The 12,595-nt window shown below is 67.6% G+C and carries 11 protein-coding genes; 4 read left to right on the top strand and 7 right to left on the bottom strand.

Annotation, left to right across the window (positions count from 1 at the left end):
- The first annotated feature begins 4 nt into the window (after window positions 1-4).
- Window positions 5-2,767 carry a DEAD/DEAH box helicase gene (locus tag G6N66_RS15235; RefSeq protein WP_085232924.1) on the top strand — a complete coding sequence of 921 codons (2,763 nt, stop codon included), beginning with the start codon at window positions 5-7 and terminating at the stop codon, window positions 2,765-2,767.
- A gap of 66 nt (window positions 2,768-2,833) precedes the next feature.
- The gene (locus G6N66_RS15230) at window positions 2,834-3,628 is read left to right on the top strand and encodes a DUF4333 domain-containing protein (protein WP_085232923.1); all 795 of its coding nucleotides are present in this window, start codon (window positions 2,834-2,836) and stop codon (window positions 3,626-3,628) included.
- A gap of 1 nt (window position 3,629) precedes the next feature.
- Here G6N66_RS15230 and G6N66_RS15225 read toward each other — a convergent pair whose 3' ends face one another.
- Complete coding sequence (locus tag G6N66_RS15225; protein ID WP_085232922.1) at window positions 3,630-4,586, bottom strand: 5'-3' exonuclease; 957 nt, start codon at window positions 4,584-4,586, stop codon at window positions 3,630-3,632.
- A gap of 19 nt (window positions 4,587-4,605) precedes the next feature.
- On the opposite strand from G6N66_RS15225, the gene G6N66_RS15220 reads away from it, so the two are divergent.
- Window positions 4,606-5,733 carry a M24 family metallopeptidase gene (locus G6N66_RS15220; RefSeq protein ID WP_085232921.1) on the top strand — a complete coding sequence of 376 codons (1,128 nt, stop codon included), beginning with the start codon at window positions 4,606-4,608 and terminating at the stop codon, window positions 5,731-5,733.
- Here the strand turns inward: G6N66_RS15220 and G6N66_RS15215 are convergent.
- The 4 genes from G6N66_RS15215 to trhA all read right to left on the bottom strand — a co-directional run bounded on the left by G6N66_RS15215 (window position 5,730) and on the right by trhA (window position 9,563).
- Window positions 5,730-6,029: a DUF2563 family protein gene (locus tag G6N66_RS15215; RefSeq protein WP_085233033.1), complete on the bottom strand. Its 300-nt coding sequence runs from the start codon at window positions 6,027-6,029 to the stop codon at window positions 5,730-5,732. The genes G6N66_RS15220 and G6N66_RS15215 overlap by 4 nt on opposite strands.
- Before the next feature lie 47 nt (window positions 6,030-6,076).
- Window positions 6,077-6,538, bottom strand: coding sequence for a hypothetical protein (locus G6N66_RS15210; protein WP_085232920.1), 462 nt, complete (start codon window positions 6,536-6,538; stop codon window positions 6,077-6,079).
- A gap of 175 nt (window positions 6,539-6,713) precedes the next feature.
- Window positions 6,714-8,693, bottom strand: a complete 1,980-nt coding sequence (locus G6N66_RS15205; protein WP_085232919.1) for a putative alpha/beta hydrolase — start codon at window positions 8,691-8,693, stop codon at window positions 6,714-6,716.
- Window positions 8,694-8,816: 123 nt separating this feature from the next.
- On the bottom strand, window positions 8,817-9,563 hold the full coding sequence (trhA, locus tag G6N66_RS15200; protein ID WP_372515927.1) for a PAQR family membrane homeostasis protein TrhA: 747 nt from the start codon (window positions 9,561-9,563) through the stop codon (window positions 8,817-8,819).
- Between the two features lie 180 nt (window positions 9,564-9,743).
- On the opposite strand from trhA, the gene G6N66_RS15195 reads away from it, so the two are divergent.
- On the top strand, window positions 9,744-11,156 hold the full coding sequence (locus G6N66_RS15195) for a HAMP domain-containing sensor histidine kinase (RefSeq protein ID WP_085232918.1): 1,413 nt from the start codon (window positions 9,744-9,746) through the stop codon (window positions 11,154-11,156).
- Here G6N66_RS15195 and G6N66_RS15190 read toward each other — a convergent pair.
- Both G6N66_RS15190 and G6N66_RS15185 read right to left on the bottom strand, forming a co-directional pair.
- The gene (locus G6N66_RS15190; protein ID WP_085232917.1) at window positions 11,138-11,806 is read right to left on the bottom strand and encodes a response regulator transcription factor; all 669 of its coding nucleotides are present in this window, start codon (window positions 11,804-11,806) and stop codon (window positions 11,138-11,140) included. The genes G6N66_RS15195 and G6N66_RS15190 overlap by 19 nt on opposite strands.
- A complete protein-coding gene (locus G6N66_RS15185; RefSeq protein ID WP_197747060.1) occupies window positions 11,803-12,564 on the bottom strand; it encodes a COG4705 family protein in 762 nt (253 codons plus the stop codon). Before G6N66_RS15185 ends, G6N66_RS15190 begins: the two co-directional genes overlap by 4 nt.
- Between the last annotated feature and the right edge of the window lie 31 nt (window positions 12,565-12,595).

Below are 12,595 nucleotides of genomic sequence, written 5' to 3'. Positions count from 1 at the left end.
GCGCGTGACCGAACTCGCCCGGTTCACCGCGGACCTGCCCTTTGCGCTCGACGGCTTCCAGCAGCGGGCCTGCGTGGCCCTCGAAAAGGGCCACGGCGTGCTGGTCTGCGCGCCGACCGGCGCGGGCAAGACGGTGGTCGGCGAATTCGCCGTGCACCTGGCGCTGGCGTCGGCCGGCAAATGCTTTTACACCACACCGCTGAAGGCCCTGAGCAATCAAAAGCACACCGACCTCACGGCACGCTACGGCAAGGACCAGATCGGTCTGCTCACCGGTGACGTGTCGGTCAACGGCGATGCACCCGTCGTGGTGATGACCACCGAGGTGCTGCGCAACATGCTTTACGCGGATTCTCCTGCACTGCAAGGCCTTTCATATGTGGTGATGGACGAGGTGCATTTCCTCGCCGACCGGATGCGGGGTCCGGTGTGGGAGGAGGTCATCCTGCATCTGCCCGACGAGGTCCGGCTGGTGAGTCTGTCGGCGACGGTGAGCAATGCCGAGGAGTTCGGCGGCTGGATCCAGACCGTGCGCGGTGACACGACGGTGGTCGTCGACGAGCACCGGCCGGTGCCGCTGTGGCAACACATCCTGGTCGGCAAGCGCCTCTTCGACCTGTTCGACTACGACAGTGCCGCCGACAAGTCGCGCGTCGACCCCGAACTGCTGCGCCACCTTGCGCATCGCCGCGAGGCCGACCGGATGTCGGATTGGCGTAGCCCGCGCCGAGGGTCGGGCCGGGCGGGGCAGGGTCGCGGCGGTCAGGGCAGGCCGCGGTTCTACCGCCCCCCGGCGCGCCCCGACGTCATCGCGAAGCTGGACTCCGAGGGCCTGCTGCCGGCGATCACGTTCGTGTTCTCGCGGGCGGGCTGTGACGCCGCGGTCGGCCAATGCCTGCGGTCGCCGCTGCGGCTGACCACCGAGGAGGAACGCGCGCAGATCGCCGAGGTGATCGAGCACCGGTGCGGTGACCTCGCCGACGCCGACCTGGCAGTGCTGGGCTACTACGAGTGGCGCGAAGGTCTGCTGCGCGGCCTGGCGGCCCACCACGCCGGCATGCTGCCGGCGTTCCGGCACACGGTCGAAGAGTTGTTCACCGCGGGCCTGGTCAAGGCGGTGTTCGCCACCGAGACCCTGGCGCTCGGCATCAACATGCCGGCCCGGACGGTGGTGCTGGAACGGCTGGTGAAGTTCAACGGCGAACAGCACGTGCCGCTGACGCCGGGGGAGTACACGCAGCTGACCGGGCGCGCCGGTCGCCGCGGCATCGATGTCGAAGGCCACGCCGTCGTCCTGTGGCACCCCGACATCGAGCCGTCCGAGGTCGCCGGGCTGGCCTCCACCCGCACCTTTCCGCTGCGCAGTTCGTTCGCGCCGTCGTACAACATGACGATCAACCTGGTGCACCAGCTGGGTCCCGGGCAGGCGCATCAGCTGCTCGAGCAGTCGTTCGCCCAGTACCAGGCCGACGGATCCGTCGTCGGGCTGGTTCGTGGCATCGAGCGCGGCGCGGGGATGCTCGACGAGATCGCCACCGAACTGGGTGGTCACGACGCACCGATCCTGGACTATGCGCGGCTGCGGGCGCGGATCTCCGAGCTGGAGCGCACGCAGGCCCGCGCGTCGCGGCTGCAACGACGGCAGGCGGCCAGCGACGCACTGGCCGCGCTGCGCCGAGGCGACATCATCAACATCAACGGCCGGCACGGCGGACTGGCCGTGGTGTTGGAGTCGGCCCGCGACGGCGACGACCCGCGGCCGCTGGTGCTCACCGAACACCGATGGGCGGGGCGAATATCGTCGGCGGATTATTCGGGTGCCGCGGCGCCGGTCGGTTCGATGACGCTGCCCAAGCGGGTCGAACACCGCCAGCCGAGGGTCCGGCGCGATCTGGCGTCGGCGCTGCTGTCGGCGATGGAAGGTCGGGCGGGGCTGTCGATTCCCGCTGGGCGTCGCGCCCGTAAACGCGAGCAGGACGGGGAGTTTCACGATCCGGAGCTGGCGTCGCTGCGGGCCGAGCTGCGACGTCACCCGGCGCACAACAAGCCCGAACTTGAGGACCAGATCCGCCAGACCGAGCGCTACCTGCGCATTGAACGCGACAACGCGCAGCTGCAGCAGAAGGTCGCCGCCGCCACCAATTCGTTGGCCCGCACCTTCGACCGGATCGTCGGGCTGCTCACCGAACGCGACTTCATCGGCGGGTCGCCGGCCGATCCGAAGGTCACCGACGACGGCCGGTTGCTGGCCAGGATCTACAGCGAGAGCGACCTGCTGGTCGCCGAGTGCCTGCGCACCGACGCGTGGGCGGGCCTGCGTCCCCCGGAGTTGGCGGCGGTGGTCTCGGCGGTGGTGTATGAAACCCGCGGCGGTGACGGTCCCAGCGCCCCCTTCGCCGCCGAGGCGCCCACACTGCGGATACAGCAGGCGCTGCGAAAGACCGCCAGGCTGTCGGCGACGCTGCGCGCCGACGAGCAACGGCACCGGCTTGCCACCAGCCGCGAACCCGACGACGGCTTCGCCAGCACCATCTACCGGTGGGCCCGCACCGGCGACCTGGCGGCGGCCCTAGATGTCGCTGACGCCTACTCGTCAGGCGGGGGTGGTTCGCCGTTGTCGGCGGGGGATTTCGTGCGGTGGTGCCGGCAGGTGCTCGACCTGCTGGACCAAGTTCGCAACGCCGCGCCCGACCCTGAGCTGCGGGCCACCGCCAAGCGCGCAATCAATGACGTTCGGCGCGGCGTTGTCGCAGTTGACGTTGGGTAGGCTGAGCCGGGACTACGGTTACACCCGAGACTTTCAGGACGCCTTACGGCGAGGAGACGAGAAACGATGAGCGGACCGCACGGGTCAGATCCGAATCAGTCGTGGCAACCGCCCGGGCACGAGGCCGAGCAGCAATCCGGCGACGAGCCGACCCAGGTGGGTCCGGTGGGAACGCCGTGGCAGCAGCAACAGCCGCCCCAGGAACCGGCCTGGCAACCCCCCGCGTACACGCCGCCCGCGTATCCGCAGTACCAACAGCCGGCGGAGCAGCCGTATCAGCAGCAATATCCGCCGGCCCCGCCCGGCTATGGCCAGGTGGGGGCGCCGTCGGAGCAGTTTGGTTCGGCACCCACCCAGTACGGCGCGGCCGTCCAATACGGCCAGCCCGACCAATACGGCCAGCCCGGGCAGTACGGCCAATACCCGCAGCCGGGCCAGTACGGGCAGCCCGGTCAGTATGCGCAGCCCGGCCAGTACCCGCAGCAGTACCAGTCGTACGAGCAACCGGGCCAGCCGGGGAAGAAGCGGTCGGGCGCGCTGATCGGCGGCGTTGCGGCGGCAATCGGCGTGGTCGTGATCGGCGGCGTGCTGGTTCTCGGGTTCCTGTGGCCAGGGTTTTTCGTCACTACCAAGCTGGATGTCAGCAAGGCTCAGGCCGGGGTGCAGCAGGTCCTCACCGATGAGACCAACGGTTACGGCGCGAAGAACGTCAAGGACGTCAAGTGCAACGGCGGTTCAGACCCGACCGTGAAGAAGGGCGGCACCTTCGACTGCACCGTGAACATCGACGGCGCGCAGAAGCACGTGACGGTCACCTTCCAGGACAACAAGGGCACCTACGAGGTCGGTCGCCCGCAGTAGCTCAGCCGGGCAACGCGTCGAGCGCCTTCTGCAGCCGCCCGATCGACGATCCGACCCCCAGCGCGGTCGCCAGCTCGGCCGTGCGTTTGGGGTCGGCGGCGGCAAGCGGTAGCGCGTCGGTGGGCGTCGAAAGGGTGACGGGCGCCTCGGTGCTGACCCGCACCACCGGACCCGCGGCTTCGATGTAGTCGGTCGCGGCCAGCAGCTTCGCCCGCAATCCCTTGGCCATCGTGGATTTCGGGTCGTGTGCGGCGAGCAGAATGCGCTCCAGCGAGCCGTGCCGAGCCAGCAGGCCGGCCGCCGTCTTCTCGCCTACCCCCGGTACTCCCGGCAGGCCGTCGGACGGGTCGCCGCGCAGCAGCGCCAGCTCGGCGTAGGCAGGCCCGGCCCGGTCAACCGGAACGCCGTAGTGCTCGGCGACTTCGGCCGGGCCGAACAGGGTGGCCTTGGCCAGCCCCCGGCCCAAATAGAGCACCCGGACCGGGACGGGATCGTCCGTCACCACCTGCAGCAGGTCGCGGTCGCCGCTGACCACGACCACCGGGTCGCGATTTTCGGCTGCCGCCAGCGTGCCCAGCACGTCGTCGGCCTCGAACCCCGGTGCGCCCGCCGTGGGGATCCCGAACGCGTCCAGCAGTTCCATGATCATGTCGACCTGCGGGGTCAGATCGTCGGGCACCTCCTCGATGTCGGGCTCATCGGCGGGCTCCTCGACTGCAACGCGGTGCGCCTTGTACGACGGGATGAGGTCGACACGGAACTGCGGGCGCCAGTCCAGGTCCAGGCAGACCGCCAGCCGGCTGGGCTTCTGCTGGGTGATCACCACGGCCATCGAGTCGATGAACCCGCGCACGGCGTTGACCGGCCGGCCGTCGGGCGCGGTGATCGACGACGGCACGCCGAAGTAGGAGCGGAACCACATGCTGGCGCCGTCGAGCAATGCGAGAGAACCTGGCATGCGGGTTATCCTGCCAGCCATGGATTCTCGCCGATTCGAGGCAGGGGTGTATGCCCGCCGGCTAACCGCCGCCGCCGCCGCTACCGCCGACGCGGGTCTGGCCGGTCTGGTGATCACCCCCGGCTACGACCTGCGCTACCTGGTGGGTTCGCGCGCGCAGACGTTCGAACGGCTCACCGCGTTGGTGGTGCCGGCCGCCGGAGAGCCGACGATCGTGGTGCCGCGGCTGGAGCTGGCCGCGCTGGGCGAGTCGGCCATCACGGAATTGGGCCTGACCGTGCGGGATTGGGTTGACGGCGACGACCCCTACCGACTGGTGGCCGATGCGTTGGGCGGCCCCCAGCCGGCACGCGCGGCCGTCACCGATTCCATGCCGGCGCTGCACCTGTTGCCGCTGGCCGGTGTGCTCGGTGCGTCGCCGGTGTTGGCCACCGACGTGCTGCGCGGACTGCGGATGGTCAAACAACCCGCCGAGGTCGACGCGCTGCGCCAAGCCGGGGCGGCCATCGACCGGGTGCATGCCCGGGTGCCGGAGTTCTTGATACCGGGCCGAACCGAGGCCGACGTCGCCGCCGACATCGCCGAAGCCATTGTCGCCGAAGGGCATTCGGAAGTGGCCTTCATCATTGTCGGCTCCGGGCCGCACGGGGCGGATCCGCACCATGGATACTCGGACCGCGAGCTGCAAACCGGCGACGTCGTGGTCGTCGACATCGGCGGCAGCTACGAACCGGGCTACCACTCCGACTGCACCCGCACGTACAGCATCGGCGAACCCAGCAACGATGTGGCACAGCACTATTCGACGCTGCAGCGGGCGCAGCGCGCGGCGTTTGCGGCGGTGCGCCCGGGCGTGACCGCAGAGCAGGTCGACGCGGCCGCTCGCGATGTGCTTGCCGGGGCCGGACTGGGGGAGTACTTCGTGCACCGGACGGGGCACGGGATCGGGCTGTCGGTGCACGAGGAACCGTACATCGTCGCTGGCAACGACCTGAGTTTGGTTGCGGGCATGGCGTTTTCGATCGAGCCCGGCATCTACTTCCCGGGCCGCTGGGGCGCCCGCATCGAGGACATCGTCATCGTGACCGAGGACGGTGCGCTGTCGGTCAACAACCGGCCGCACGCGCTCATCGTGGTGCCCGCCTAACGCACCGCCCGCTCGGCCGCCGCGTTGCGAACGTCCATCGCGGTGAATCCTCGCGCGGCCAGGTGTGCCTTATCGCCTACCGCGGTGAGCGCCTCCTGGTGGGCCCGTAGGGTTTTCACGTGTCGACTGTGTGCCGAACGGACCGCGTCGTGGAACTCCTCGGCTGCGGCGAACTCGCCGAACATCCCCGGTATCAGCGGTCCGCGCGACAGGCGCTCGGCCCCCTGGTGGGCGTGGTCGCCGGCGCGGTGCGATTCGTTGGCCGCGGAGTGCAGCAAGGCGGTGTCGACAAACATGACGGCGACGCTAACGACGGCGTGGCGGGCCGTCAATTCACCCTGCGTCACCCGTGCAGCACTTGGTCGGTGACGTCGTACCAGCTGCCGTCGTGGCGGTGGTTGCCCATGTTGCGGCACTCGCCGGAAAGCTCGACCGAACCGTCTTTGACCGTGCCGCTGCTCATCCCGATGATCGCCATGACGCCGCCGGTGTGGATGGCCCGGCCGAAGGGTTGCTTGCCCGGCGGGGGCCCGTCCGACCAACCGTGGTCAATCATTGTCGTGGCGATGTGCTCGAAAAACGCGTTGTGGTCGGTCCCGGCGGGGACGTCGAACGAGACGTCGACTCGGCCGCGAAACGGCGGGTCGCCCTGGTCGTTGCACGATTCCCAGCCGAAGACCGCCGAGACGTTCTGCAACTTGGCCGTCGTCGCGATCTGTCTGGCCGGGTCGATCACCTGGGCCTTGGTCTGTTCGTCGGACAGCGGGTTAGCGGGACGATCCGGGTTCTGTCCGTGCGAAATCATCTTCGAGCATCCTCCTAGGACGACGGTGATCGCGATGAGCGCGGCAGCGGCCAGGGGCCAGCACGCCGTCGCTATCGCGAGTCTTGACCTGCGCACACGACACGCCGGCAGCGGTCTGCGTGGCTTCAATCTCGGTGTCGCTGCAGCGTCGAACATTGGCGACCTCCTCGAGCGCTTACTTGAAATCATGATCCCTGGTGACCGAATTTCCCTGCCGGTCCCACTCCGGGTCGACGGTGACGGGTGTTCGAATTTCGACGTGCGGCAAGGGAATCGTCCCGACGGGCGTCTTGACCTCAGCCGGCGTGGCGATCCGTTCTTCGTCCCGCAGCGGTGCCAGCATGCCCTGGTGGGCCAGGTCGCCGCCGTGGCCGGTGGAGATCACGGTCATGTTGTGCAGCGCTTCGCTGCCCATGTCGTAGTAATGCGAATGGTCGTTGAACCACGGGACCACGCTCTGGGTGTCCGCAACTTCGGCGCGGAACCGCACCGACCCGAATCCGGAATGCGCTGGGTCGACGCCCAGCCCCGCCAACGGCCCGAGCGGGTCGCCGAGGGCGTCGTTGATGGCGTTGGGAGCGCCGCTGCCTGACTCGCCGATCCAACTGATGGCGTCGGTGGACGCCGCACCCACGTACACCTGTCCACCGTTGAGGTGGAAGTCCGCGGCGCTGCCCGCGAGATCGGTTCCCGGACAGCCGATCAGCACGGCGTCATTGGCGCGCATGCCGCTGTTGGCGAATGCATCGGCCACCGTCGTGGACCCGTACGAATGGCCGATCACGGTGACGTGCGATGGAATCGAGCCGTCATGGGTGACCGTCAGGCCGTTGACGTCGGCGGCCAGCAGTTCACCGCCGCCGCGCGCCAGCCACGGGCTGCCCACCTGCTGCAGAGTTGTCGGGTCGGCGACGGCTTGTTGCGCGTGTTGAAAGTCGAATACCGGTGCGTCATAGCCCATCCAGGCGATCACCGCGGTCGGGCTGGTGGGATCGGCCTTCAACGACTGCGTGTAGAGGTTGATCGCGTCGTTGTGCCCGTCGAACAGCCAGCCGCCCCGCACGCTGCTGTTGGTGCCCGGAACGATGACGGCGGTGTTGCGAGACGTATCGGGGTTACCGATCGCGATCGCCGCCCTGCCCTTTCCGTTGAAGGCGAGCGGGTCATAGGCCCAAAGCAGCACGGGCCGAGGGTTTTTGGCGTCACCCCTGTCGTGTTCGAGGCCCTGGTTGGTCTTGACCGCGTTCTGGTATCGAGTGATGTCGTTGGCCGTCAGCCCGTACCTCTCCGGGTGGCTGAACACGTCGTTGTTGGCGTCGTTCAGCGCGCTGTCCCTCAGCGCTTCGGGCGACAGCCCGAACCGTCCCGCGGCATCCTCCACCCGATGCAGGTCGTCGTTCATCACGTCGAGGTTGACGTGGCCACGCACGTCGGCCTGAATTCCGTTGAGATTGCCCAACTCCTGCGGGTGCTGGTTGATCAACAGGCGCTTCTGCTCGTCGGTGAGTGAATCCCACCAGAGCTGGACCTGCTCCGGAGTCGTCTGCGGCGGCGGGATCAGCAGCTCGTCGGCCCCTTGTATCTCGGCCGGGTCGGCGCCGTCGGCGCGCAGCACGGCCAGCGCGTTCCGCAACCCCGCCGAGTAAGCGTCGCGAATCTGGGTGACTTGGTAGAGCACCGCGCGCGTCTCGGCAACGGCGTCCGCATAGAGGCCGTTGGCGTCGTCTTCGTCGCCGTCGTCGAGCGCATCGCCGATTTCGTCGTCGATGTCCGCCAAGTCTTGGTCGAGCGCCGCGATGTACCAGCCCGATTCCCGTTGCGCTTCGGCCAGGGCGGCGGCGATGGTTTCCAGGTCGACGGCGATTTTCGGCAGTTGCGCGGCCTGCAGGCCCAGCGATTTGGTTACCCGCTGCACTTCGGCGGAGTCATCGATCGGATGCGCGCCGTTCTCCCGATTCCAGGACGCCGCGAAGCGGCGACGGGCTTCGGCGAAGGCGGCGTCGGACTCAGTGGTGGATTGGCCCGCGTCGTGAAACGCCTGTGCCAGATCGGATATCTGCGCCGGGCGGCCGGCCTGCAGGCTAGTGTCGATGGCCCACGGATCGCCGCCGGCGTCGATGATGAGCCGTGCGACGCTTATGAATTGGAGTTGCATCGCCCGCCCCCTCTATCGCTGGCGAGGGTAGCTACTTCGCCAGTGCGGGTCAATCGGGCGGCGTGCGGCGCGACCGGGGTGGATGGCTAGCGGCGGGTCACCAACGAGAATGCCGCGGCCCGACTAGAAGACCGCGAACCAGATCGCGATGTATTGGCAGATCGCCGCAACCGCGGTGCACGCGTGAAAGAACTCGTGATAGCCGAATGTCGTCGGCCATGGGTCGGGGGAGCGCAGCCCATAGATCACCGCACCAATGCTGTACAGGGCACCGCCGGTAGCCAGCAGGATCGCCGCGGCCACGCCCACCTCGTGCACGATCATCGCGCCGTACCAGACCGCCACCCAGCCCAGGAGCAGGCAAAGCGTCACCCCCACCGGGCGCGGCGCCGACGGCCAAAACAGGGTCACCAGGATCCCGGCCAACGCGCCACCCCAGACGATCGCCATCACCGCATGCCCGGTCGCGCGCGGCATGGCCAGCGTCGCGAACGGGGTGTAGGTGCCGGCGATGAACACGAAGATCATCGAATGGTCGAGCCGACGCATCCATTTCCGGGCCGCCGCCGACTGCCAGCGAACACGATGATACGTGGCACTCACAGCAAACATTGCGACGATTGCTAGCGCGTAAACCAGCGTCGCGAGTCCGGCTTGCTTCGAGGCCAACGTGAAGGACAGCACCACCAGCGCGGAACCGGCAAAGAAAGCCGCGACAGCGCAGTAGAGGTGGATCCAGCCACGCAAGCGCGGCGGGGTGTGGGGCAGGGCAAGCGGATCGAGGGCGCCGGTGGCATCGTCGACGATGGCGGCCGGGGCGGCCGGCCGATGAGACTCGGGCCGAGCGGCCAAATCGGTGTGGTAGCTCACGGTTTCCCCTCACTAGTGGCTAAGCGTGCGGTCCTAACCATTGGGAGCGCCAGCGTATGAGCGGGCCGCTGAGAGGCCGCTGAGAAGCTCGCCAAGCTGCGATGTACGTCGCGCACACCGGCCACGTCGTTACCGCGCTGCGGGTTTCTCAGCCAAACCTCAGCGCTGCAGAATCAAACTATGGGTGTGTCTGTCATAGCGGCGTTGCGGCGAAGCAGCATCGCGCGCAGGCTGAGACCCGCCAACTTGGGTATCTCCGCCCGTTCCGCCGCGGTGTCAGCGATCGTCGTGTTGGTCGCCCTTGCCGTGGCCGGCGGGGGATTCGTCGCGATCCTGTACCAGTGGTTGTTGGGCGGTGTCGATGACGCCTCCGCCGGCCGGGTGCGCCACATCGTCGAAGCCCTGCAGTCCGAATCGCCGGGCAACCTCGACGGTGCCCTGTTGACCACCAACCAGCGCGTGGTCGCAATCCAAATCATCGCGCCCGACGGCAAGGTGATAGCGCGGGCCGGATCTGCGCCGAGCACACCGATAGTCCCGGTCACCAACTTCGGCCTGAAGTTGCGCCGCGGCATGTCCGACGACGCGGTGCCCAACGACGACATGCGGTTGAGCGGACAGCGGGTCAACACGCCCTCCGGTGAGTACACGGTCATCGTCGGCGGGGGCAGCGAGGCGGTCGAAGGGACTGCGCGGACCGTGGCGGTGCTGTTGGCTTGTGGCGCACCGCTCATCGTCGTGGTAGCGGCAGCGGCGACCTACAACCTCGTCAATCGCTCACTGAAATCGGTGGACGCGATCCGGAACCGAGTGGCCGAAATCTCCACGTCCGACTTGGCCGAGCGGGTACCCGTGCCCGACAGCCGCGACGAGATCGCCGCTCTGGCAGTGACTATGAACGAAATGCTGTCACGTCTCGAAGCCGGCCACCGCGCCCAGCAACGCTTCCTCGGCGACGCCTCCCACGAACTTCGCAGCCCGCTAGCCACCATCATCTCCGGATTGGAATCCGCCGAGGCACACCCAGAGCTACTCGACACAGAGCTCGCGATCAACACCCTGCTCCCGGAGGCGCAACGCATGCGGCTGCTGATCGAGGATCTGCTGCTGCTCGCGCGTGCCGACGAGCAAAGCTTGACATTGCGCAAAGAAGAGGTGCTCCTCAGCGACATTGCGGAGGTCGAGGTGAATCGGGCACGGCGGGAATCCGGATGCGCGATCCACACCGACTTGTCGGCGATGTGCTTTTCCGGCGACCCGGCAGCGATGTCGCGGGTGATCCGCAATCTCGTGGATAATGCTGTGCGCCATGCGAAGTCGCGCGTCGATGTCCACGTCGGCAGCCGAAACGGCGAGGCCACCCTCAGCGTCAGCGACGATGGCCCGGGCATCGCTCCCGCCGAGCGAGCCCGAGTATTCGAGCGGTTCGTCCGGCTGGACTCGGACCGGGCCCGCTGCAGCGGAGGGACCGGCCTGGGGCTGGCAATCGTCGCCGAAGTCGTGGCCGCGCATGGCGGCACAGTGACCATCGACGATCGTCCCGGCGGCGGGACCACGATGAATGTCGTGTTGCCTCAGCACAACAACCGGTAGCCGGCGCCGCGAATCGTCTCGATTGTGTTGGTACCAAAGGGAACATCGATCTTGCGCCGTAGATATCCCACGTACACCTCGACGACGTTGTCCGGGCCCTGATAGTGCGCATCCCACACGTTGCTCAAGATCTCGGCCTTGATCACCACCGTGTCCTTGTTGCGCATGAGGAATTCCAGTAGCCCATACTCGCGGGGAGTCAACGTGATTGGGGTCGAATCGCGTTGGACGATATGCCGAGCCGGATCCAGTGACAGCGAGCCAGCGGTCAACACCACGGGCCGCTCCGGGGCGCCGCGACGCTCCAACGCGCGCAGCCGCGCCACGAGCACTCGAAACGAAAAGGGTTTCGTCAGATAATCATCGGCCCCGAGATCGAATGCATCGGTCTCGTCGTATTCGCCGTCCTTGGCCGTCAGCATCAGCACCGGTGTCCACACGTCCTGCGCGCGCATTCGGCGCAGCACCTCGTACCCGCTGTGACCGGGCAGCATGATGTCGAGAATCACGACGTCGAAGGGGTGTGAGACCGCCTCGTGTAGGCCGTCGATGCCGGTACTGGCTACCACGACGACGAAACCCTCCGCCCGTAGGCCCCTGGACAACGTCGCCGACAAGCGCGGCTCGTCCTCGACGAGCAGGACCCTCATGTCGTCGTCGCGCCGGGGTGGCGTCCGGCGCGTTGCGGAAGCAAAACTAGCAAAGTAACGATCAGCGCCGCGATGGCCGCCGAGGCTAGCGGACGGCTCAACGCCAGACCGCCATCGGCGACCGGTTTATCGAGGAAATCGCCCACGGTCGCGCCCAGCGGTCGCGTCAGGATGAAGGCCACCCAAAACAACGTGACCCGCGACACCGCCGTCCAGTAGTACGCGGCCACGACCACCAGCAGGGCCGCGGCGAACACCAGCGCGCCGCGCTCGTAGCCGAAGTCACGGGTGTCGGCCAACCAATCGCCGAGCGCGGTGCCCAGCGTCTGCGAAAACGTGATCGTCGCCCAATAGAACGCCTCGACTTTCGGCGTCGAAACGGTGCTCACCGACACCGTGCCCTGCGACCAACGCCAAACTCCCAAGGTGGCCAACAGGCAACCCAGCAGCAGCAGCGAACCGCCGGTGTAGCCGATACCGAGCGACCGGTCGGCGAAATCCGCCAGCACCGTGCCAAACGTGGTCGACGCCACGATCGTCGCCCAGTACAGGGCCGCGTGGAAGCGCTCGGCGCGAATCTGCGCGGCGACCAGCGCCACCAGCGTGACGCCGAAAAGGACGACGCCGGCCACGTAGCTCCAGTTCAGGGTCATGGTGACGGTGTCCCCGCCCGTCTCGCCCAACGTGGTCGCCAAGACCTTGATGACCCAAAAGCCCAAGGTGACGGCGGGCACCTTGGTCAACGCCTGTCTCGTCACGTCGTTCACCAGGCTATGACTACGGCAACCA

Origin of the sequence: Mycobacterium conspicuum (assembly GCF_010730195.1) — a bacterium.
In the GTDB taxonomy this organism is placed as follows: domain Bacteria; phylum Actinomycetota; class Actinomycetes; order Mycobacteriales; family Mycobacteriaceae; genus Mycobacterium; species Mycobacterium conspicuum.
The sequence above is the reverse complement of the archived record's forward strand: the minus strand, read 5'-3'. Positions and strand labels throughout refer to the sequence as shown.

Bases quoted from the DNA above. Each gene is read 5' to 3' on its own strand.
- G6N66_RS15220 (WP_085232921.1), top strand. From the start codon at position 4,606: ATGGATTCTCGCCGATTCGAGGCAGGGGTGTATGCCCGCCGGCTAACC.
- G6N66_RS15205 (WP_085232919.1), bottom strand. From the start codon at position 8,693: ATGCAACTCCAATTCATAAGCGTCGCACGGCTCATCATCGACGCCGGC.
- G6N66_RS15230 (WP_085232923.1), top strand. From the start codon at position 2,834: ATGAGCGGACCGCACGGGTCAGATCCGAATCAGTCGTGGCAACCGCCC.
- G6N66_RS15210 (WP_085232920.1), bottom strand. From the start codon at position 6,538: ATGATTTCGCACGGACAGAACCCGGATCGTCCCGCTAACCCGCTGTCC.
- G6N66_RS15195 (WP_085232918.1), top strand. From the start codon at position 9,744: ATGGGTGTGTCTGTCATAGCGGCGTTGCGGCGAAGCAGCATCGCGCGC.
- G6N66_RS15225 (WP_085232922.1), bottom strand. From the start codon at position 4,586: ATGCCAGGTTCTCTCGCATTGCTCGACGGCGCCAGCATGTGGTTCCGC.
- G6N66_RS15190 (WP_085232917.1), bottom strand. From the start codon at position 11,806: ATGAGGGTCCTGCTCGTCGAGGACGAGCCGCGCTTGTCGGCGACGTTG.
- G6N66_RS15215 (WP_085233033.1), bottom strand. From the start codon at position 6,029: ATGTTTGTCGACACCGCCTTGCTGCACTCCGCGGCCAACGAATCGCAC.